Origin of the sequence: Streptomyces sp. NPDC046887 (assembly GCF_040644755.1) — a bacterium.
Classification (GTDB): Bacteria; Actinomycetota; Actinomycetes; order Streptomycetales; family Streptomycetaceae; genus Streptomyces; species Streptomyces lichenis.
Genome location: NZ_JBEYXH010000016.1, coordinates 32,225 through 54,603, shown reverse-complemented (window position 1 = coordinate 54,603; position 22,379 = coordinate 32,225). Strand labels below are relative to the sequence as shown.

The window sequence follows — 22,379 nt, the reverse complement described above, 5'->3', positions numbered from 1 at the left end:
TCAGCGGTCCTGGGCCGCGATGAGCCCGTCGATGTGGATGGCGAGGTCGCGCAGCCGGGGGTGGGCGTAGACGGCCTTGACCGGCAGGGCGACGCCCAGTTCGGCGCGGACCCGGGAGACCAGCTTGATCGCCAGCAGTGAGTGGCCGCCCAGCTTGAAGAAGTTGTCCTCCGGTCCGATGCGGGGGGCGTTCAGCACGGCCGCCCAGACCCCGGCGATCAGCTGCTCGGAGCGGGTCAGCCCGCCCGCCGGGCCGTCGGCCGTCCCCGGCTCGGCCGGTGCGGGCCCGGGGGCGGGCAGCGCGGCCCGGTCCAGCTTGCCGCCGACGGTGACCGGGAAGCGGTCCAGGGCGACCAGGGCGGCCGGGACCATATACGCGGGGAGAGCGGCGGCCAGCTGGGCCCGCAGGGCCTCGGGGGTGGTGTCACCGGCGGCCCCGGCGGCGGGCCGGTAGTAGGCGACGATCCCGGGCGCGCCATGGACGTCCTCCCGGAGCACGGCGACGGCCTCGGCGACCTCGGGGCGGGCGGCCAATGCGGCTTCGATCTCCGGCAGTTCGATCCGGTGGCCGCGCAGCTTGACCTGCCCGTCGGCCCGGCCGAGGTAGGCCAGCCGGCCGTCCGGCAGGGCCCGTACCAGGTCGCCGGTGCGGTACATCCGGTCGCCGGGGGCGGCATCGGCGGCACTGTCCGCGGTGAACCGCTCGGCGGTGAGGGCGGGGCGGTTGCGGTAGCCGCGGCCCACCCGGGGGCCCGCGAGGTACAGCTCGCCGCTCTCACCGGGCGGCACCGGGTTCAGCTTCTCGTCCAGGACCCGGGTCCGCAGTCCGGGCAGCGGGGTGCCGATGTGCGGGGTGCCGGTGCCGTCGATCCAGCCTGCGGTGGCGTCGACCGTGCACTCGGTGGGCCCGTACAGATTGACCGCGCGGACCGTGCCGTCGGCGGTGCGCTCCCCGATCCGCCGCCAGAGGGCGGGGCTGATCGCCTCGCCGCCGACCAGCAGGGTCAGCGGGCGCGGCCCGGCCCCGAGCGCCCCGGGGGCGCCGAGCAGGTCCAGCAGCGGATCGGCGTGCGAGGGGGTCAGATCGAGGTCGGTGAGCCCCTGCTCGTCCACGAACCGGGCGAGCAGCGCGGGGTCGGCCCGGGTCTCCTCGTCGATCATCACCAGGGTGTCGCCACGGCAGACCCGTACCCACTGCTGTACGGAGGCGTCGAAGGAGGGCGAGGCGTTCCAGCCCACCCTGCCGCCGTCCCCTCCCCCGTCCCCCGTCACGATCCCGGTCCGCTCCAGCTCGGCCAGCAGGGCGGCGGCGGCCCCGCGGCCGATCTCCACCCCCTTGGGGCGGCCGGTGGATCCGGAGGTGTAGATGACATAGGCGAGGGTGCCGGGAGCCACCGGGGCCGGGGCGTACGTGGCCGTTTCCGCCTCGCCGGCGGTCAGTTCGGCGACGGTGACCTGGTCAGCCCCGGCGACCGGTCCGGCGGTGACCACCAGGTCGGCTCCGGCGTCCTCGACCAGATAGCGGCGGCGCTCGGCGGGCAGCCCGGGGTCGACCGGGAGGTAGGCGGCACCGGCGGTGACGGTGCCGATCAGCGCGGCCACCAGCTCGGCGCCGCGCGGCAGGCAGAGGGCCACCACACTCTCCGGCCCGATGCCGCGGGCGGTGAGCCGGGCCGCGATCCGCATGGCCTCGGCCCGTAGGGCGCCGAAGCTCAGCGTACGGTCCCGGGCGACCACGGCCCGGCGGTCGCCCGGGACGGCGGCCAGCCGCTCCAGCAGATCGGCGGCGGGGGCGGAGGGGATGACGTCGGCGGCGGCGGGGCGCTCGGGGAGGACGGCGGTCATCGGGCTCACGCTCCGAACGGGGTGGTGGACGGCCGGGTGGCGGGCGAGCAGTCGGCGAGCGCGACCGGCTCGCCCATGGCGACGAGGATCTTGCGGTCACCGCGGAAGGCCTCGCGGCCGTGTGCGCAGAGGATGTTGTCGACCAGCATCAGATCGCCCACCTGCCAGGTCTCCCGGACGGTGACCCGGTCGTAGACGGCGTTGATGGTGTCCACCTCGGCGTCGGTGAGGCGGCTGCCGTCGCCCAGATACGTGTTGAACGGCAGTCCGTCCTCGCCATAGGTGTCCACCAGCACCTCGCGGACATCCGGGTCCAGGGTGCGGCCGTTCCAGAAGGCGAAGTGGTTGAACCAGGTCCGCTCCCCGGTCACCGGGTGGGTGACGACGGCCGAGCGGCGCTGCCGGGTGACCAGGGAGTCGTCGTCCGTCCACTCGTGACCCACGGTGTTCTCGTCGCAGTACGCCTCGGCGACCGCCCGGTCCTCGGTGGCGAAGGTCTTCTGCCAGGGCAGCCCGGCCAGTTCGGAGTAGTTGCGCACCAGCAGCCAGCCGGCCCGCTCGAACCGGGCGACCAGCTCCGGCGGCAGCAGCCGCAGCGCCTCGCGCATATCGCCGGTGGTGGTGGCGCCGCCCTCCTCGGGCGCGGTCACGCAGCCGAAGAGCAGCACCCCGGGGAAGTCCAGGGTGTAGCTGTTCTCGTTGTGGAGTCTGATCGGCTGGACGGCCGGCAGGTCGGTGGAGGAGAACACCCCCTCGCCGAAGTCGGTACGCGGGGTGGCCTTCTCCTTGTAGCCGGCCCGCCGCTGGATCAGGGCGTCCCGGGCCCGGGCGAAGGCGGCGGCGTCGTGGACCGGCAGACCGCGCAGCAGCACGGCGCCGGAGCGGTGCAACTCGGCCTGGACGGCGGCCCGGTGCTCCTCCAGCCAGGCCACGGCGGTGTCCAGGTCGGCACCGGCCGGGGTGTGCACGATGACGGGCTTTCCGGGCTCGCGCACCGGGACGACACCGGTGGTGGCGGGAGAGGCGGCGAAGGTGGTCATGGTGGGTCCTCGCTTCGAGGGAAAGGGAAGAACGGGGGGTGTACGGGGAAGGTCAGGCGGAGGCGGCGGGCTGGCGGGCTGCGCCCAGGACGGGCCGCAGCAGGGCGAAGAACTCGGCCAGCCGCTGCTGGAAGTAGAAGTGGCCCCCGGGCAGTACATGGCGGGCGAAGCCGTGCTCGGTGATCTCGGCCCAGCGGGCGAGGGCGTCCACCGGCACCACCGGGTCGGCGGCGCCACCGATCACGGTGACCGGGCAGTCCACCCGGGCGGCCGCGACCGGGCAGCGGTAGACGTCGTCGATGGCGAAGTCGGCCCGGATGGACGGGATGATGATCTCCCGCAGCTCGGGCTCGTCCAGGATGCCGTCATCGGTCCCGCCGCGCTCCTTGATGGCCGCGACCAGCTGGTCGTCGTCCAGCCGCTCCGGGTACACGGCGCTGGGGTTGGGCAGGAACGGCGCCCGGCAGGCGGAGGCGACCAGGGCGCGCGGGGTACGGCCGGCCGCCTGGAGCAGGCGTACCACCTCGAAGGCGACCAGCGAGCCCATGCTGTGGCCGAGCACCACCAGGTCGTCCAGCACCCCGGCGGGCAGGGCGGCGGCGACCGGGCCGGCCAGATCGGCGATGTCCCGGGGCAGGTCCTCGGCGAACCGGGCGCCCCGGCCGGGGTACTGGCCCACCAGCAGCCGTACGTCGTCCGGCAGTTGCCCGCGCCACTCGGCGTAGGCATGGGCGTTGCCGCCCGCGTGCGGCAGCACCAGCAGCGAGGTGCGCTGCGGGCCCTGGCCGGGGAGGTCCCAGACGATGTCCTCGGGGTCGGCGGAAGGGGGTGTGGCGGTAAGGGAATTCATGAGGGGATCCGTTCGTGTTCGGGCTGCGCGGGCGGGGAGGACGGCGGAGCGGCCTCGGGAGCGGCGCGGCGGCGCAGGGCGGGCCTGACCCGTCGCGGCTTCGCGGTGGCCGAGCGGAGCCGGCCGTCGAGGAGTTGGGCGAGCGCGGCGGGTGTGGGGTGCCGGAAGACATCCCGCAGCGTGAGCGCGGCGCCCACGGCCGGGGCCAGCCGGTTCGCCAGCCGGGCGGCGAGCAGCGAGTGCCCGCCGTGCTCGAAGAAGTCGTCATCCAGGGTGAGCGGCGCGGGCGTGCCGAGGACGGTGGTGAAGTGCGCGCACACGGTCTCTTCCAGCGGGGTACGCGGCCGGCGGGCAGCGGGAGACGCAGTCGGTACGGGGGCGGGCAGGGCGCGCCGGTCGATCTTGCCGTTGGCGGTGAGCGGCAGCCGGTCCAGCACCATCAAGTAGGCCGGGACCAGATGCTCGGGCAGCCGCTCGGCCAGCCAGCCGCGTATCTCCGCCGGGAGGGTCGTGGCGGCGGCCGGGGCGAGGACGATATGGGCGGCCAGCCGGTCGCCGTGGAGGCCGACGGTGGCCTGGATGACGGCCGGATGGGTGGTGAGGGCGGTCTCGATCTCGGTGGGTTCGACCCGGAAGCCGCGCACCTTGACCTGGCCGTCGGAGCGCCCGGTGTAGTGCAGCCGGCCTTGGTGGTCCCAGTGGGCGAGATCACCGGTGCGATAGAGCCGGGCGCCGGAAGGGTCGTAGGGGTGCGGGACGAAGCGGGTGGCGGTGGTGCCGGGCTGCCCCAGATAGCCGTACGCCAGGCCGTCGCCGCTCAGATACAGCTCGCCCGTCACCCCCGGTGGCACCGGCCGCAGCCGGTCGTCCAGCAGATAGGCGTGCTTGTTGGTCAGCGGGGAGCCGATGGGGAGGGTGGTGGGCACCTGGGTGGAGCGCGGGACGGTGTAGGTGGTGGTGAAGCCCATGGACTCGGCGGGGCCGTAGCCGTTGGCCACGGTGAGGTGGGGGTGGAGCCGTTGGAGGGTGTGCACATGGGTCGGAGAGGCGGGCTCACCACCGGTGAAGACGGTCCGGACGGAGGCGAACGCTTCCGGGTGCTCGTCGGTCAGATAGTTGAAGAGGCTGGAGGAGACCTGGAGCATGGTCACCTCATGCGCCCGCGCCAACTCGGCCACCAGGGCTGGTTCCGGGCGTTGCCTCGGCTGGAGGACGGTCGCCCCGCCGTGCAGCAGCGCGCCCCAGAACTCCAGGCTGAACGCGTCCCAGGACACTGGCGAGCACTGCAGGAACACCTCGGTCGGGCCGAAGGGGGCGTAGGTCTGAGCAGTGACGGTGGAGACCAGATTGCGGTGGGAGGACAGGATCCCCTTGGGCCGCCCGGTCGAACCGGACGTGAACATCACACAGGCGGGGTCGTCAAGGCGGGGACGGACGGGGAGAGCGGTGCTCGGGTACGCGGCGATGGTGGCGGCCTCGTCGTCCACGCGCACGGTCGCCGCCCCGGGGCCACCGGGCAGTCGGTCCCCGTGGCGGGCATCGGTGACCACCAGCCGTACCGCCGCGTCCCGGACCGTCGCCGACAACCGCTCGTCGGGGAAGTCCGGGTCCAGCAGGGCATAACCCGCACCGGACTTGATGACCGCCAGCAAAGCGACGGCGAACTCCACCCCACGGTCCAGCAGCACCCCCGCGAGATCGCCCGGACCCGGCCCCCGGGCCACCAGATGGCGGGCCAGCCGGTTCGACCGCGCGTCCAACTCCTCGTACGAGACGGTCTCCTGCCCGCTGATCAGCGCGGGCGCGTCGGGTGCGAACCGCGCCTGCCGCTCGAACCGCTCCACCAGCGAACCGGTCCCGATCTCCGCCCGGCGCCCGGCCCACTCCCCCAGTACCCGGCGCCGCTCCCCCGCGTCCAGCAACTCCAGTGCGGAGATCCGGGTTTCGGGCGCGGCGGCGGCCTGTTCCAGGGTGCGGCGCAGGGCGGTGGCCAGCCGTTCGGCGGTGTGCCGCTCGTAGAGGTCCGCGCTGTAGAGCAGATGGCCGGTGAGGCCACGGTCCTGGTCGGCGCTGAGCAGGAACTCCAGGTCGAACTTGACCGCCCCGGTGGCCACCGGTTCGACGGCGCCGACCCGTACCCCGGACAGTTCAGGCCGGTCGGCCGGTCCGCTCTCCAAGGCCAGGCACACCTGGAACAGCGGGTGTCTGGCGAGTGAGCGGACCGGGTTGACGGCCTCCAGCACCCGGTCGAAGGGGATGTCCTGGTGAGCGAAGGCATCGAGGTCGGCGGTGCGTACACGCTTCAGCAGGGTGCGGAAGGCGGGGTCGGCCGAGGTGTCGGTGCGGAGTACCAGGGTGTTGACGAAGAACCCGACCAGCCCGTCCAGGGTCTCGTCCGGCCGGCCGGCCACCGGGGAGCCGAGGGGGATGTCCGTGCCCGCGCCGAGCCGGGTGAGGGTGGCCGCCAGCGCCGCTTGGAGCACCATGAACGGGGTGCAGCGCTCGGCCCGTGCCAGCGCGGTGACCCGCTGGTACAGCTCGGGCCCGAAGTCCAACTCCACGGCCCCGCCCCGGTGTCCCGCCACCGGTGGGCGCGGCCGGTCCGGGACGAGACCCAGTTCCTCGGGCAGGTCGGCGAGTGCGGTACGCCAATAGGCAAGTTGGTCGGGGCCTGCGGGGGTGGTGTGCTGCCAGCGGGCGTAGTCGGCATAGGTGATCGGGAGGGCGGCCCAGTCGGGTGCGCGGCCGGAGCGGCGGGCGGTGTAGGCGCAGGACAGATCGGCGAGCAGCGGTGTCAGCGAGCGGCCGTCGGTGGCGATGTGGTGGAGCAGGATCAGCAGGGTGGAGGACTGGGGGGCGGTCTGGAACAGGGTGATCCGCAGGGGGTGTTCGGCGGTCAGGTCGAAGGGGTGGCTTGCGGCGGTGCGCAGCGCCTCATCCAGCTCGTCGGTGGACGTATGCCGGTGCTCGAAGCGGAGGGCGGGCGGGTCGATCAGCTGGTAGGGCTCGCCGTCCGGTCCGGTGCCGATCCTGGTCCGCAGCGGGGCGTGCCGGTCGGTGAGGTCAGTGAAGGCGGCGCGTAGCGCATCGATGTCCAGCTCGCCGTCGAGAGTGACGGCCAGCGGCACGTTGTACGCGGTGCCGCCGGTGCCCTCCAGCCCGGCCACCAGCCACAGCCGGGCCTGGGCGGCGGAGAGCGGGGGCGGCGGCCCGGTCCGGCCGCCGGTGGGGACGAGCGGGGGCAGTGCGGGGCGTCGGTCGTCCACGGTGGCGAGGTGTGCGGCGAGGGCGGCGGGCGTGGGGTGGGCGAAGACGTCCCGGAGGGTGAGCGAGGTGCCGAGGGTGGCGGCGATGCGGTTGGTCAGCCGGGCGGCGCGCAGGGAGTGTCCGCCGTGCTGGAAGAAGTCGTCATCGATGCTGAGCGGGGTGGGCGCCTCCAGTACCTCGCTCACCAGGGTGCGGACGATCTCCTCCAGCTCGGTGCGCGGGGCCCGGCCGGCGGCGGCCCGTGGGGCTTCGATCGGCGGCAGGGCGCGCCGGTCGATCTTGCCGTTGGGGGTGAGCGGCAGCCGGTCCAGCACCATCAGGTGGGCCGGGACCAGGTGCTCGGGCAGCCGCTCGGCCAGCCAGGCGCGTATCTCCGGTGGCGCGGTCATGGCGGCGGCCGGGGCGAGGACGATATGGGCGGCCAGCCGGTCGCCGTACACCCCTACCGTGGCTTGGATGACGGCCGGATGGGTGGTGAGGACGGTCTCGATCTCGGTGGGCTCGACCCGGAAGCCGCGCACCTTGACCTGGTTGTCAGAGCGCCCGGTGTAGTGCAGCCGGCCCTCACGGTCCCAGTGGGCCAGGTCGCCGGTGCGGTACAGCCGAGCGCCAGGCGGGCCGAAGGGGTGCGGGACGAAGCGGGTCGCGGTGGTGGCGGGCTGCCCCAGATAGCCGTACGCCAGGCCGTCGCCGCTCAGATACAGCTCGCCCGTCACCCCTGGCGGCACCGGTCGCAGTCCGGCGTCGAGGACATAGGTCTGCTTGTTGGTCAGCGGGGAGCCAATGGGGAGGGTGGTGGGCACCTGGGTGGAGCGCGGGACGGTGTAGGTGGTGGTGAAGCCCATGGACTCGGCCGGGCCGTAGCCGTTGGCCACAGTGAGGTGGGGATGGAGCCGCTGAAGGGTGTGCACATGGGTCGGGGAGGCGGGCTCGCCACCGGTGAAGACGGTCCGGACGGAGGCGAACGCCTCCGGGTGCTCATCGGTCAGATAGTTGAAGAGGCTGGAGGAGACCTGGAGCATGGTCACCCCATGCGTCCGCGCCAACTCCGCCACCAGCGCTGGATCCGGGCGCTGACCCGGCTGGAGGACGGTCGCCCCGCCGTGCAGCAGCGCACCCCAGAACTCCAGGCTGAACGCGTCCCAGGACACCGGCGAGCATTGAAGGAACACCTCACCGGGGCCGAAGGAAGCGTAGGACTGGGCGGTGAGGGTGGACACCAGGTTGCGGTGGGAGGACAGGATCCCCTTGGGCCGCCCGGTCGAACCGGACGTGAACATCACACAGGCGGGGTGCTCCGGGGTGAGCGGTACGCCGAGGGGGTTGTCGGGGTACGCGGCGATGGCGGCGGCCTCGTCGTCCACACGTACGGTCATCGAGGGGCCAACGGCCAGTCGGTCACCGTGGCAGGTGTCGGTGACCAGCAGCCGTACGGCCGCGTCCCGGGCCGTCGCCGCCAACCGCTCGTCGGGGAAGTCCGGGTCCAGCAGGGCGTATCCCGCGCCGCACTTGATGACCGCCAGCACCGCGACGGCGAACTCCACCCCACGGTCCAGCAGCACCCCCGCCAGATCGCCCGGGCCCAGGCCCCGGGCCACCAGGTGACGGGCCAGCCGGTTCGACTTCGCGTCCAACTCCGCGTAGAAGGTGACGCTTTCGCCCGCGATCAGCGCGGGTGCATCCGGTGCCCGTCGCGCCTGCCGCTCGAACCGCTCCACCAGCGAACCGAGTTCGCATTCTGTGCGCCGCCCGGTCCACTCCCCCAGCACCCAGTTCCGCTCCTCCGCCTCCAGCAACTCGACAGAGCGCAGAGCGGCTTGGGTGTCGTCCAGGGCGCTGGTCACAAAGCGGCGGAAGCGGTCCTGGTGGTCGGCGACCGCGGCGAGGTCGCAGACGTCCGGCGCGGCGTCGAAGTCGATGCGGAGGCCACCGGCCGGTCCGAGGTCGTAGACGCCCACGGCGAGGTCGTCCACCGGGCCGTTGGACAGATTGTGCTGGACGGTGGGCTGGCCGCAGAAGCTCATCCCGGGGGTGAAGGCCATGATGTTGACCAGAGGTGAGGCGATACGGTTCTCGCCCCCTGCGGGCCCCAGCTCGCGCCGGAGGTCCTCGTAGCGGGTGCGCTGGTGGCGCAGGGCCCGCTTGGTCTCGCGCACCACGCCCGCCAGCAGTTCGGCGAGGCTTTCGCCGCCGCGTACCGCGATCCGCAGGGGCACGATGTTGGACGCCATGCCGGGTGTGGAGCGTGCCAGCTCCGTGGTGCGGCCCGTCACCGGAAGTCCGAGGACCAGTTCGCGGCTTCCGCTGATCCGGTGCAGATAGGCGGCTACCAGGGTGATCACCAGCATCGACCAGGTGGAGCGATGGGCACGGGCGGTGTCGCGGAGCCGGTCCGCCTCGGCGGGCGGCAGCAGCACGGTGCGCCGGACGAAGGGCGGAGCGCTGTCCTGGCCGAGGGCGCTACGGCGCTCGGCCAGGCGCGGGGTGTCGGGCAGCCCGGCGAGGTGGGTGAGCCAGTGGGCGCGCTCCTCGTCGGCCGCCGGGGAGTGGCGGTACGCGGCGTCCTCGGCCAGCAGATCGGGCAGGGTGCCGAAGGGGCTGGGTCCCCAGGGCCCGCCGGCGGCCGCCTGGTCGTACAGCTCGACCAGCCGGCGGTCCAGCAGGGCGACGCCCATGCCGTCGACGGCGAGGTGGTGGAAGGTGTGCAGATAGAACCAGTGGTCCGGGGCGGCCTTGAGCAGCACATGCCGGGTGAGCCAGTCCTGGGCCAGGTCGAAGGGGCGCGCCATCTCCTCGGCCATCCAGCTCCGCGCGGCCGCCGCCGGGTCGGGCTCGTCGCTCAGGTCCACCAGCCGTACGGCTCGGTCACCGGGTGCGGGGTGCAGCAGCTGCCAGGGCCCGTGTTCGTCGGTCCCGATGCCTCGGATGCGCAGGACGTCCGCCTCGCGGGCGAGTTGGTACCAGCAGCGGGCGAAGAGCTCCGGGTCCAGGGGGCCCTGGATCTCCCGGTACTCGCCGATGCCGTAGCGGCGGCCGGAGGGGTCGAGGCCGTGGGCCAGCCAGATGTCGCGCTGGGCCGCGGACAGGGGCAGCCGCCGGGCCACGGACGCGGAGCCGGGATCGGTGCCGGTCACCGTGGAGGGCACGGGGCCGGACGACGCGAGACCGGGCGCGGAGGCGTTCGGGGGCATGCGGGGGCTCCTCCTGCTGGTGGGCGGCTGTCGGGTGGCCGGGGGGCGGTGGCCGGGGGGGGCGGACCCCTGCCGGACCCCTGCCGGGGCGCTGTCCGGGGGGGTGGTGCGGCCGGGTGCGGACCGTGCCGGCGTCGCCATCCAAGCCCGGGGGCGGGGGCGCGGGCGGCAGTTGCCTGCGGCACTCGGGCAGCAGTTCAGCGGGCAGTGGCGGCCCGCCGCGCCCGGCGGTGCGCGCGGACGATGCCCAGGACCCGGAAGCGGGAGCCGTCGTCCTCGTGGGCGGCCCGGACGACCCCGCTGAGCAGCAGTTCGCGCAGCAGCCGGCCGCTGTCCGGCAGGCCGCGTCCGGTCAGCGGCAGCAGGTCGGCCAGGGCGAAGGACTCCGCGGGCTGGTCGCAGAGCAGGTCCAGCAGCTCGCGCGGCCCGGCGGGCAGCCGGTCGAGCCGGGCGTTCAGGGCGTCCCGGATCCGGCCCGAGCCCCGGCCGCCGAGGTGGTCCAGAAAGGCCGAGGGGTCGGCGCCGAGGGTGCCGCACAGCGCGGCCAGGTCGCAGACCACCAGCCAGGACGCGGCGGCGGCCAGCGCGGCCGGGTGGCCGTCCAGGCCGCGGCAGACGGCGGCGGCCCGGGTCAGGTCGGCGGGGTCCGGGGTGAACTCGGGGCGCACTCGGCGGACCTGGTGCAGGAACATCCGTACCGCGGCCTGCTGGGGGTCCCCGGTCTCCGTCGCTGCGGGCACCTCCAGCGGGCCGAGCAGGAAGACGCGCTCGCCGGGCACCTCCCAGGGGTCCTCACCGGTGGCCAGGACACGCAGTCCGGGGCAGTCGCGCAGCAGCCGGGCCAGCCGGTCGAGGCGGCCGGGGGCGGCGGGCACCCCGTCGAGGACCAGCAGGGCGGGGCCGTCGCCGATGAGCGCCGCGAGGTCCTCCGCCGGGGCGCATCCGTCGGCGGGTGCGGCGACCTCCGGGTGGCCGGGGTGGTCGGGGTGGTCGGGGTGGTCGGGGTAGAGCCCGGCGGCGAGTGCGGAGAGCCGTCGGAGTATCGGCTCCGGTGCCGTCGCCAGATGCTCGCGCGGCGCTCCCGGGTAGTCCCACCACAGCACCGGCATCCCCGCCGTGTGCAGCCGCGCCGCGACCTCCAGGGCGAGTCGGGTCTTGCCGACTCCGGTCAGTCCCACCACCGTGACCAGGCGTTCCGCTCTCGGGGATGACAACTCCTCTACCAGGAGGTCCACTTCGGCGTCCCGGCCGAGGGCCGGGTGGAGCGCGGTGGGCGGGGCCGGCAGCTCGGCCGGGGCCGGTCCGAGTCCGGTGCCGCGGCTGCGGCGGCCGGCCTCCTCCAGTACGGCTCGGGCCCGTGGCCCGAGCCGCAGCGCCTCGGCCATCAGCCGCACGGTGTCCGTGCGGGGCCGTCTCGCCCGGCCCTGCTCCAGGTCGCGGATGGCCCGGACGCTGATCGTGGAGAGGTCCGCCAACTGCCGCTGGGTCATGCCGATCCGTAGCCGGTGGGCACGTATGAGGGCTCCCACCTCGGGGGTCTCGGACGACGAGCTGACAGCGACGGCCGTGTTCATACGGGCTCCCGACGACGTTGGGGGGACGCGGTGTGCGGTACGTCTCCCATCGTCGGCAGCGGGCTATCGCCGGAGCATCCCCCGACCGCCCCGCCCACCGGGCCCCTCCGGCCCGCGCTATCACGCCTCTCAGGCTCTGCTATCCCCCTTCCCGACGCGCGCTATCCCCCTCCGGCCCGGGGGCGTCCGGGCCGTGATAGCGCGGGGATAGAGGCGGGAACGGCGCGGCGATTCCGGCGGCCAGCACTGTGGTGACCACGAAGAACGCGGCGCTCCGGACCTCCGGGGCGCGGCCCGCCGAACTCCTCGGAAGGAAGCCCGACATGGCCGTCACCCCCGCCCTGCGCGCCGCCGTCGTCACCGTCGCCCTCGCCGGAGTCACCCTGTTCGGCGCCCCGGCCGCCCTCGCCGACGACGCCGCCCCGGGAACCGGCACCGGGACCGGCAGCAGCCAGACGGGCACCCCCACCCCGGGGACCACCACCCCCGCCCCGGGCACGACCGACGGCAACAACCCCTGGGACTGACCCCCGCGCGGCCGCGCAGCCCGCCGCCTACCGGCCGGCGAGTCCCGGCACCGCCGCGTCCGCGCCGCCCTCCCCCTCCGCGCCCACCACCACAGGCTCCGCGCTCACGGCCTCCGTCCCGGCTCCGGCCTGGGCGAGCAGGCGCTCCGCCTCCGCGAGTTCCGGCTCCATCCGCCGGTCCCGGAAGGCCCGGACCGCGCCCCGCAGCAGCTTCCGGGCCCGTGATCGCTCCGCCGCCCCGCCGTCGCGGGTCAGCAGCCGCGCCAGGTCCAGGCGCACCAGCGCGGCCCCGCCGTGGTCCATGATCTGCTCGCGGACCGTCAGCGCCTGGTCGTAGCAGCCGCGGGCCTGCTCCCCCGCTCCCATCACGGCGTGGGCGTTGCCCAGGTCGCGCAGCAGATGGCCCTCGCCGATCACATCGCCGCCGTCCCGGCACAGCTCCAGCACCTCCGTGAAGGTGCGCACCGCCCGCTCGTGCTCGCCCTGCTGCTGGAGCAGTTGGCCGGCCCGGCGCAGGGTGCGGGCCTGGCCGCCGACGTAGCCGACCGAGCGGTAGATGCCCAGGGCCTCGTCCAGTCGGCTCTGCGCCGCCGCGCTCTGTCCGCGGGCCATCCAGATCTGGGCGCTCTGGGTGAGCACGATGGCCCGGCCCACCACATCGCCCGCCAGGTCGAAGTCGCGCAGCGCCCGCTCGTACAGTGCCAGCGCGCGGTCCTCCTGTCCGCGGAAACGTTTCAGCAGGGCGAGATCGCGGTGGCAGAGGGCCAGGCCCTGCCGGTCGTCCAGCTCCTCGAACTGCCCGAGCGCCGTGGTCAGCGCCGCCCTGGACTCCTCGTGCTGGCCGCGGGTGAGATAGAGCGAGCCCAGTGAGCTGAGCACGGCGGCGCTGCCCCGCCGGTTGCCCGCCGAGCGGGCGGCGTCCAGGGCGAGCCGGTGGGTGCGCTCCCAGTCGTCCAGATAGCCGCGCACCTCGAACAGGGTGACCAGGGTGGTGGCCAGGTCCCAGCAGAGCTCGTCCAGCTGCTCGGCGGCGGCGTGCTCGACCGCCTGGACCAGGTTGGCGTGCTCGCTGTCCAGCCATTCCAGCGGCTGGACCAGCAGCTCGTCCCGGTAGGCGGCGGGTGGCGTCCAGCGCGGGGCGGAGCCGTGCAGCACGGTGAAGTCGCCCCCGTAGACCCGCCGGTGGGCCTCCTCGGCGAGCGCCATCCAGCCGCCCATCATCCGGCGCAGCGCCGCCGACTGGACGGCCGGCTCGTCATGGGCGGCGAGCTGCTCACGGGCGAAGACCCGGATGATCTCGTGGAAGCGGTAGCGGAAGCCCCCGGTGGACTCCACCCCCACCACATCCAGCATCTGCACATCGACCAGCGGTTCCAGCAGGTCGGAGGGGAAGGGCCGGTCGTCGTCCAGCAGCGCCCCGGCCAGCCAGCCGGGCAGCGAGGGCCCCTGCGCCAGGCTGAGCAGGCGCAGCAGCCGCCGGTCGTCCGGACGCAGCCCGTCGTGGGTGAGCGAGAGGCTGGCCCGCATGGTCATCTCGCCGTGGGTCAGCTCGTCCAGTCGATGCCGCTCGTTGGCGAGCCGGTGCACCATCGACGCGAGCGTCCAGTGCGGGCGGGCGGCCAGCCGGGCGGCCACGATCCGCAGCGCCAGCGGCAGCCCGCCGACGGTGCCGACCAGGGCCTCGGCGGCGACCGCCTCACGCTCCACCCGGTCGGCGCCGATGACCCGGCCCAGCAGTTCCAGGGCGTGCCCGGTGCCCAGGACGTCGAGCTCCACGCGGTGCGCGCCGGGCAGTCCGGTGAGCCGGACCCGGCTGGTGACCAGCACCGCGCAGCGGCTGCCGCCGGGCAGCAGCGGCCGGACCTGGCTCTCCGAGGCGGCGTCGTCCAGGACCACCAGGACCCGGCGGGCGGCGAGCAGGGTGCGGTACATCTCGGCCCGCTCGTCCAGCGATTCAGGGATCACCGGGCCGGGGATGCCGAGGGCCCGCAGAAAGCGCCCGAGCACCTCGGAGGCGGTGGCGGGGGTGCCGGTGCCGCGCAGATCGCAGTAGAGCTGGCCGTCGGGGAAGCGGGCGTCGGCCAGGCGGTGGGCGATATGGGTGGCGAGGGTGGACTTGCCGGTGCCGGGCTTTCCGACGATCACGGCGAGCCCGACGGCGCGGCGCTCCCCGGCGCCGAGCAGGATCTGCTCGATGGATTCGATGCGCTGCTCGTCTCCGACGAAGTCCGCGGTATCGGCAGGGAGTTGCCGGGGCACCTCGGGCGTGGTGGCCGGAGGCGGCGCTTCGGCGCCCGTGCGGGCGGTGGGTCCCTCGATGGGCCGACCGGCGACGTCCTGCTCACCGAGGGGCCGGGAGGCTTCCCCTCGACTGGTGGCCCCGGTCGATCGGTCCTCGCGGCTCGCCGTGGTCCCCGGGCCCGGCTCGTCGGCGCGGACGGGTGGGTCCGGGACGTCGTCGGCCGCGGGGGCCGGTGGCTCGTGGGTGGCGCCGCGCCGGTCCGGCGGCGCGGGGATGACGACGGGGTCCGGGGCACCCACCGGGGGCCCGGGGGCGGCGGGAGCGCCGGCGTCATCCATGGAAGCGTCGGAACCAGTGGCGCCCGGCCCGCTCCCGGCCGGGGGCGGCACCTCGCCGGCCAGGATCGCGGACTCCAGCCGCCGCAGCTCGGTGCCGGGCTCCAGTCCCAGCTCCTCCACCAGCAGTTCGCGGCCCACCCGGTAGGCCTCCAGCGCCTCGGCCTGGCGGCCCGAGCGGTACAGGGCCAGCATCAACTGGCCGCGCAGCCGCTCCCGTAGCGGATGCTGGTGCACCAGGAGCTGGATGGCGCCGACCAGATGGTGGTGGCGTCCCAGGTCGAGTTCCAGCCCGATCCGGGTCTCGGTCGCGGTCAGCCGCTCCTCGTCCAGCTGGCGCGCCTTGCTGCGCAGGGTGTGGCCGGATATCCCGCCCAGGCAGTCACCGAGCCACAACTGCTCGGCCGAGCGCAGCAGTTCGACGGCTTCGGCGACCGCTCCCCGGCGCTCCGACGCCCGGGCGCCGGCGACCCGGCGGCCGAACACGGCGGCGTCCACCGCGTCCTCGTCGGTCTTCAGCACATAGCCGGGCGGCCGGGTGGTGATGGCGGCGTCGATCCGTACGGCGGTGAGGAGCTTGCGCAGCCGGGAGACGCAGATCTGCACCTGGGTGCGGGCGGTGTCCGGGGGGTCGTCGTCCCAGATCAGGTCCACCAGGTGGTCGGTGCTGACGACCCGGTTCGCCTCCAGCAGCAGGGCCGCGAGGATGGCCTCCTGGCGCCCGGGCGGCACGCGCACGGGGCCGCCGGGCCCGATGACCTGTAACGGTCCGAGAACACGGAAGACGACGGTGTCCTCGGTCTCGGATGCCCCGCCGGGCGAACCAGTCAATGAGTCTCCCAGCCGGGGGCGCACGGGAACAGGGGTGAGAAGCGGTGCGGCCGAGCAGCGGAGCGGTGAGCGTGCGCTGGCTCATTTTCACGGAGGATTCCGCACTTGTCCATGGTGTGTGGATTCGGTGATGGTGAACGGTTTCGGCCTGCTCGCACGAGCGCGGCCGCCGGGGATAGGGCGGGGATAGCGGGGGGTTGCGGCTCCGGCGCACCGTGGAGGTGCCTCCGCCTGGCCGGGCGGGGGGGCGTACGGAAAGGACTGCCCCATGCAGAGCCGGCAAGCCGGGCCCCTGCCGCCCAGCCGTGTCGTCACGGACTCCGGTGTCGACCATGTGCGACTGGCGTACCACTACCTGGACAGCGGCGATCTGGACGGCCTCGGCTCGCTGCTGCACGAGGGGGCGCCGGGCGCCGTCCCGGACCCCGCCCCGTACGGCGGGCGGCACCATATCCAGCGGATCGTCGCCGAGGGTGACTGCGTGGTGGTGATGGGCCGACTGGTGCCGGGGCTGGGCGAGTTCGTGGATGTGTTCACCCTGTCGGCGGAGGGCATGCTGCGAGGCTGCCGCCGCTATCACGCAGGACGGCGATAGGAGCAGGCCGGGCGGGATTCCCCCTGGTCAGCCGGTTCACCCACCCGGTGGAGTGGTCCAGCTCACTTTCCGAATCGTGGACGCGGTCGGACGGACGGTCGACCGGACCCGTAGGGTGGCCGGTGCAGCTGGTTCGCCCCGTCCGCCAGACGGGAGGCGTCGTAAGAGGGAACCCGGTGGGAATCCGGGACTGCCCCGCAGCGGTGAGCGGGAACGACCGCCGTCATACGCACTGGGCCCGCCGGGCCTGGGAAGCGACGGCCAGTAGGTGTCCTCCTTCGGGGAGGGCGGGCCCGCGAGTCCGAAGACCTGCCCGTTGCCCGTGCGCGAAACGACCGCGTACGGCTGTCCCGGTGACCCCGAGGGAGGGTCGGCCCCCATACCAGGCGGAAGACCGCGCTTGCCGCGCGTACCGGTCCCCGCCCGGTCGGTCGAACCTTCGCCGTCCTCGTCCCCGTCTCCGGGACCTCAGGGATCCATCTCGCGAAGGAGATCTCCGTGACCACGAAGTCCGCAGCCGCGGCAGCACGGGCCACCGTGTACGGCTACCCCCGCCAGGGGCGGAACCGTGAACTCAAGAAGGCGATCGAGGGGTACTGGAAGGGCCGGGTCACCGCCGACGCCCTCCGGGCCACCGCCGCCGAGCTGCGCGCCGGGAACTGGCGGCAGCTCGCCGAGGCCGGCGTGCACGAGGTGCCCACCGGCGACTTCTCGTACTACGACCAGGTGCTCGACACCACGGTGATGGTCGGCGCCGTGCCCGCCCGCCACCGGGAGGCCGTCGCCGCCGACGCCCTGGACGGCTACTTCGCCATGGCCCGGGGCACCCAGGAGGTCGCGCCCCTGGAGATGACCAAGTGGTTCGACACCAACTACCACTATCTGGTGCCCGAACTGGGCCCGGACACCGTCTTCACCGCCGACTCCACCAAGCAGGTCGCGGAGCTGACGGAGGCGCTGACGCTGGGGCTGACCGCCCGTCCGGTGCTGGTCGGCCCGGTCACCTATCTGCTGCTGGCCAAGCCCGCCCCCGGGGTGGCCGCCGACTTCGACCCGCTCACCCTGCTGGACCGGCTGCTGCCGGTGTACGCGGAGGTGCTGGCCGATCTGCGGGCCGCGGGCGCCGAGTGGGTGCAGCTGGACGAGCCCGCCCTGGTGCAGGACCGCAGCCCGGCCGAGCTGAACGCGGCCGAGCGCGCCTACCGCGACCTCGGCGCCCTCACCGACCGCCCGCAGCTGCTGGTCGCCTCCTACTTCGACCGCCTGGGCACGGCGCTGCCGGTGCTCGCCAAGGCGCCGGTGGAGGGCCTGGCCCTGGACTTCACGGAGGCCGCCGCCGCCAACCTGGAGGCCCTGGCCGCGGTCGGCGGACTGCCCGGCAAGCGGCTGGTCGCCGGTGTGGTCAACGGCCGCAACATCTGGGTCAACGACCTGGAGAAGTCCCTCGCCGTCCTCGGCACCCTGCTGGGCCTGGCCGAGCGGGTGGACGTCTCCGCCTCCTGCTCGCTGCTCCATGTGCCGATCGACGCGGCGGCCGAGCGGGACATCGACCCGCAGATCCTGCGCTGGCTGGCCTTCGCCCGGCAGAAGACCGCCGAGATCGCCACTCTCGCCAAGGGCCTGGCCCAGGGCACCGACACCATCGCGGGCGAACTGGCCGCCAACCGCGCCGCTCTCGCCTCCCGGGCCGGCTCCCCGATCACCCGGGATCCGGCGGTACGGGCCCGGGCGGCCGCGGTCACCGACGCCGACGCGCGGCGCTCCCAGCCGTACGCCGAGCGGACCGCCGCCCAGCGCGCCCACCTCGGTCTGCCGCAGCTGCCGACCACCACCATCGGCTCCTTCCCGCAGACCGATGAGCTGCGCACGGCCCGCGCCGACCTGCGGGCCGGGCGGATCGACGCCGCCGGCTACGAGGAGCGGATCAGGGCCGAGATCCAGGAGGTGCTGTCCTTCCAGGAGAAGGCCGGGCTGGACGTCCTGGTGCACGGCGAGCCCGAACGCAACGACATGGTGCAGTACTTCGCCGAGCAGCTGACCGGCTATCTGGCGACCCAGCACGGCTGGGTGCAGTCGTACGGCACCCGCTATGTCCGGCCGCCGATCCTGGCCGGTGACATCTCCCGCCCCGAGCCGATGACGGTGCGCTGGACCTCGTACGCCCAGTCGCTCACCGCCCGCCCGGTCAAGGGCATGCTGACCGGCCCGGTCACCATGCTGGCCTGGTCCTTCGTCCGCGACGACCAGCCGCTCGGGGACACCGCCCGGCAGGTGGCGCTCGCCCTGCGCGACGAGGTCGCCGATCTGGAGGCCGCCGGCACCTCGGTGATCCAGGTGGACGAGCCGGCGCTGCGGGAGACCCTGCCGCTGCGGGCTGCCGACCACGCGGCCTACCTGGCCTGGGCGACGGAGGCGTTCCGGCTGACCACCGCCGGAGTGCGGCCGGACACCCAGATCCACACCCATATGTGCTACGCCGAGTTCGGCGACATCGTGCAGGCCATCGACGACCTGGACGCCGATGTGATCAGCCTGGAGGCCGCCCGCTCGCATATGCAGGTGGCCCGGGAGCTGGCCGCGCACGGCTATCCGCGCGAGGCCGGGCCCGGGGTGTACGACATCCACTCCCCGCGGGTGCCGAGCACCGAGGAGGCGGCGGCCCTGCTCCGTACGGGTCTGGAGGCGATCCCGGCCGAGCGGCTCTGGGTCAACCCGGACTGCGGGCTGAAGACCCGCGGCTGGCCGGAGACGCGCGCCTCCCTGGAGAACCTGGTGGCGGCGGCCCGTACGGTCCGCGAGGAGCTGGCCGGCTCCTGACACCCGCGATCGTGGGGGCGGGACCGGGAGAGCCGTACCGCGGCTCTCCCGGCCTCCGCCACCCGGTCCGCTCAGAGCGGGTCGGTCGCCTTGGCGGTGGCGAAGCCGTACGCCCGCTCGCACTCCTCGAACCGCTCGATCAGCAGCGGGTCCATCAGCGCGGTACCGGGCCCGTAGAACTTGCCGAACTTCTCCCGGTACTTGGCGAACCAGTGCGGGTGCTCGGCCAGGAAGAAGACATCGTGCAGGGCGATGGAGCGGATCGCGAGCACCGGGACCGGGGCGCGGCTGACGGCGAAGGCGGGGTTGCGGGCCGCCGTGACCTCGCAGTCCGGATGGAACTGGCCGATCATCAGGCCCTGCGCCACATACTCGTCCTTCACCCGCTCCTGGGCCCGGTCGAGCAGCGGGGTGTCCTCGGGGCTCAGATCGGGCAGCACCACCACCATGGCCTGGAGCATCGGGTTGCGGCCCTGCCAGCTGGTCAGCGTGTACTCGCGCAGACTGCTGCGGGCGATCTCCTCGACCAGCTCGGGGGTCGGCGCATGGCCCACCAGCCGGATGCGGACCTCCATGGTCCGGTTCTTCCGGGAGGGGGTGACGAACGGGCAGATCGGGCCGGTGCGGCCGATCTCCGGATGGCTCTGCGCGATATAGCCGGTCAGCCAGGAGTCGACCGCCGCCAGGGTGGACGCGTAGTCGACGTCGACCGCGGTGGGGCTCACGGCGCACCCGTCAGATCGGCGACCCGGCCGACCGCGACGGCGGCGAGCCGGTGCACCTCGGCCGGGTCGGGGATACGGGCGTTGACGAAGGTCAGCACGGAGTCCTTGGCCACCACCACCCAGGCGGTCTCGATCCGGAAGTGGTCGACGGTGGACACCCAGCGCACCGCGAATCCCCCGTCGCCCAGGTCGACCGGCTCCAACGCCGTCCGGGTGATATCCAGTTGGACTCCGTCGTTGAGTTCCATCCGGTAGTGCCCGCAGCGGCTCGCCGCGTCGTGGAACTGCTCGTACACCTCCCGGCAGGCCCCCTGGCCGAACTGCGCGACATGGTGGAACACCACCGAGCCGACGATGTTGGTGAACAGCGCGGAGGCATGGTGGGTGGTGTCGGGGTGCGAGCCGTGGGTGAGCATGTTGGTGAGGTCCACCAGGGTCCGCCCCGACTCGTCGCCGGAGACGAACACCGGGTCGTAGGCGGCGCTCGGTTCCTCGCCGAAGAACGACTCGTCAAGGTCCTCCTCGTCCAGCAGCAGCTGCCGGAACGCGGCGTCGTCCATCGCGGTCTCCTATCGGCGTACGAGGCTGAGCGGGCGGATGTCGGTCCAGTTCTCCTCGACGTAGGCGACGCAGGAGGCCCGGTCGGTCTCGGCGAGCACCACCGTCCAGCCCGCCGGCACCTCGGCGAAGGCGGGCCACAGCGAGTGCTGGCCCTCGTCGTTGACGAGCACCAGGAAGGTGCCCTCGGGGTTGTCGAAGGGGTTGCCGCTCATGGTGTCTCCCTGTGCGGGGCGGAAGGGACGGGGCTCAGCACGCTGGTCAGATAGCGGTGCACCCCGCTGATCGAGGTGAACAGCGCCATGTCCTCGAACTGCGGGTCGATGACCACTCCGTGCCGCTCCTCCAGCCCGTGCTGGAGGACGAGCAGGGTGAAGGAGTCGACGACCAGCTCGGCGTCGTCCGGGAACTCCTCCGGTGGTCCCAGCCCCGCCTCCTCGGTGAGGATCGCCCGGATGTCGTCCTTGGTGACCACGAGTCCCCCTGTCGGTTCGATCTGCCGGTTCGATCTGTTGGTTCGGTTCTTCGTCGGATGTACGGGTCAGCGGTGCCGTTCGGGCGGCGCGGCCGGCCCGCCGAGCGCCCCGGGGTCGCGCAGCAGCTTGCCCATGGAGTTCCTCGGCAGCCGGTCGGTGAGGTGGAAGCGCCGGGGGATCTTGACCGGGCTGAGCCGCCGGCGGCACCAGGCGGTGAGCTCGTCCGCGGTGAGGCCGGCGCCGCCGTCGCCCACCAGCGCCTCCACCGCCCCGGTGTGCACCACCACCGCCTCGGCGACCGAGGGATGGGCCAGCAGGGCGGCCTCCACCTCGGCCAGGTCGATCTTCAGCCCGCCGACCACGACCAGCGAGTCGGCCCGCCCGAGCAGGCTCAGTGCCCCGGTGGCCGGGTCCTGGGCGATCCGGTCGTAGGTGCGCAGCCAGCCGTCGGTGAAGCGGTCGGCGTGTTCCCCGTACAGATACGGCGAGCGGTCCAGCCGGAGGTACAGCTCCTCGCCGACCACCTTGACCTCGGCCCCCGGCACCGGGGGCCCGACACACGGCGGCGGTGGGGCACCGACGAGGTCACCGGCGATCAGGCCGAACTCGGTGAGCCCGTACACCGGGCTGACCGGCAGCCCGAACCCGGCGCGGAACTGCTCGCTGGTGTCCTGCGGCACCCGTTCGCCGCCGGACACCGCCAGCCGCAGCGCCGGGAGTTCCGGCCGGTCGCCGACCCGGGACAGCAGTGCGTAGTGGACGGGGGTGCCGAACACGGCGGCCACCTCGGTGCGGGCCATCAGCCGCACCACCTCGGCCGGGCGGAGGGTCGGCGGGATGACCAGCGGGGCCCCCGCGGCGAGCGCGTGCAGGACCCCGGTGACCAGGCCCATGTTGTGCATGACCGAGTTGAGCAGCATCACCGGTTCGTCCCGGCCGGGCATACCGGGGAGGGCGATGTGCCGTTCGAGTTCGGCCAGTACGGAGTCGGGCGGCCGGCCGATCACCTTGGGGCGCCCGGTCGAGCCGGAGCTGAACTGCACCAGCCGTACCCCGTCGGCGGCGGGCCGGCCGTCCGGCAGCGCCTCGACGGAGAAAGCGGACTCCTGGCGGAAGCCGGTCACCGGCCCGTCCGTGCCGGCCGCCGCGACCAGGTACTGCGGGCGCACCAGCCGTACCAGGGGCTCGTACTCGGCCGGTTGCAGCCGGAAGTCGACCAGGACCACCTGCGCCCCACGGCTCCACAGAGCCAGCAGCACCTGGATGTAGGTGAAGCTCGGTTTCATCCGCAGGGCGACGGAGGTGCCCTCCGCTATCCCCTGCCGCCGAAACCGCTCGGCGATACCGGCGACCGCGTCGCGCAATGCGCCCCGGGTGACGAGCGCGCTGGAGAAGGCCCATGGCTCGTCATCGCCGCCATGCTCCAGAAGATGACTCCCCCACCAGGTGTTCGCCATACGCGCTTCCTTCGGGAACAGGTTCACGGATGAGACTGATCAAAAAGGA

Annotated in this window: 14 protein-coding genes and 1 riboswitch; of the genes, 3 read left to right on the top strand and 11 right to left on the bottom strand. The window is 73.7% G+C overall.

From position 1 onward, the window contains the following. The 5 genes from ABZ945_RS17150 to ABZ945_RS17130 form a co-directional block, all read right to left on the bottom strand. Positions 1-1,845, bottom strand: a complete 1,845-nt coding sequence (locus ABZ945_RS17150) for a non-ribosomal peptide synthetase (protein WP_361269699.1) — start codon at positions 1,843-1,845, stop codon at positions 1-3. A gap of 5 nt (positions 1,846-1,850) precedes the next feature. After that, positions 1,851-2,885: a TauD/TfdA family dioxygenase gene (locus ABZ945_RS17145; protein ID WP_361269698.1), complete on the bottom strand. Its 1,035-nt coding sequence runs from the start codon at positions 2,883-2,885 to the stop codon at positions 1,851-1,853. Between the two features lie 52 nt (positions 2,886-2,937). Beyond that, entirely contained in the window at positions 2,938-3,735 is a 798-nt protein-coding gene (locus ABZ945_RS17140) for an alpha/beta fold hydrolase (protein ID WP_361269695.1), read from the bottom strand. Then, positions 3,732-10,193 (bottom strand): amino acid adenylation domain-containing protein, encoded by a 6,462-nt coding sequence (locus ABZ945_RS17135; protein WP_361269692.1) that lies wholly within the window; start codon positions 10,191-10,193, stop codon positions 3,732-3,734. The genes ABZ945_RS17140 and ABZ945_RS17135 overlap by 4 nt, the downstream gene beginning before the upstream one ends. 197 nt (positions 10,194-10,390) lie before the next feature. Beyond that, the gene (locus ABZ945_RS17130; RefSeq protein ID WP_361269690.1) at positions 10,391-11,767 is read right to left on the bottom strand and encodes an AAA family ATPase; all 1,377 of its coding nucleotides are present in this window, start codon (positions 11,765-11,767) and stop codon (positions 10,391-10,393) included. Positions 11,768-12,090: 323 nt separating this feature from the next. On the opposite strand from ABZ945_RS17130, the gene ABZ945_RS17125 reads away from it, so the two are divergent. Beyond that, a complete protein-coding gene (locus tag ABZ945_RS17125) occupies positions 12,091-12,294 on the top strand; it encodes a hypothetical protein (RefSeq protein WP_361269688.1) in 204 nt (67 codons plus the stop codon). 27 nt (positions 12,295-12,321) lie between these two features. On the opposite strand, the gene ABZ945_RS17120 is transcribed toward ABZ945_RS17125, so the two are convergent. Next, positions 12,322-15,609, bottom strand: coding sequence for a BTAD domain-containing putative transcriptional regulator (locus tag ABZ945_RS17120; protein WP_361269685.1), 3,288 nt, complete (start codon positions 15,607-15,609; stop codon positions 12,322-12,324). Positions 15,610-15,970: 361 nt separating this feature from the next. On the opposite strand from ABZ945_RS17120, the gene ABZ945_RS17115 reads away from it, so the two are divergent. Continuing rightward, a complete protein-coding gene (locus ABZ945_RS17115) occupies positions 15,971-16,297 on the top strand; it encodes a nuclear transport factor 2 family protein (protein ID WP_361269683.1) in 327 nt (108 codons plus the stop codon). Between the two features lie 162 nt (positions 16,298-16,459). Further along, positions 16,460-16,608: riboswitch (cobalamin riboswitch) on the top strand. 187 nt (positions 16,609-16,795) lie between these two features. Next, positions 16,796-19,114 (top strand): 5-methyltetrahydropteroyltriglutamate--homocysteine S-methyltransferase, encoded by a 2,319-nt coding sequence (metE, locus tag ABZ945_RS17110; protein WP_361269681.1) that lies wholly within the window; start codon positions 16,796-16,798, stop codon positions 19,112-19,114. A gap of 71 nt (positions 19,115-19,185) precedes the next feature. Here the strand turns inward: metE and ABZ945_RS17105 are convergent, their stop codons facing one another. From ABZ945_RS17105 to ABZ945_RS17085, 5 genes are all read right to left on the bottom strand, one after another. Beyond that, positions 19,186-19,839 (bottom strand): DUF6875 domain-containing protein, encoded by a 654-nt coding sequence (locus ABZ945_RS17105; RefSeq protein ID WP_361269679.1) that lies wholly within the window; start codon positions 19,837-19,839, stop codon positions 19,186-19,188. Then, on the bottom strand, positions 19,836-20,399 hold the full coding sequence (locus tag ABZ945_RS17100; RefSeq protein WP_361269677.1) for a hypothetical protein: 564 nt from the start codon (positions 20,397-20,399) through the stop codon (positions 19,836-19,838). Before ABZ945_RS17100 ends, ABZ945_RS17105 begins: the two co-directional genes overlap by 4 nt. Before the next feature lie 9 nt (positions 20,400-20,408). Then, positions 20,409-20,612: an MbtH family protein gene (locus ABZ945_RS17095; RefSeq protein ID WP_361269674.1), complete on the bottom strand. Its 204-nt coding sequence runs from the start codon at positions 20,610-20,612 to the stop codon at positions 20,409-20,411. Continuing rightward, a complete protein-coding gene (locus ABZ945_RS17090; RefSeq protein ID WP_248634507.1) occupies positions 20,609-20,872 on the bottom strand; it encodes an acyl carrier protein in 264 nt (87 codons plus the stop codon). Before ABZ945_RS17090 ends, ABZ945_RS17095 begins: the two co-directional genes overlap by 4 nt. 66 nt (positions 20,873-20,938) lie before the next feature. Further along, positions 20,939-22,330: a class I adenylate-forming enzyme family protein gene (locus ABZ945_RS17085; RefSeq protein ID WP_361269672.1), complete on the bottom strand. Its 1,392-nt coding sequence runs from the start codon at positions 22,328-22,330 to the stop codon at positions 20,939-20,941. Positions 22,331-22,379 lie beyond the last annotated feature (49 nt).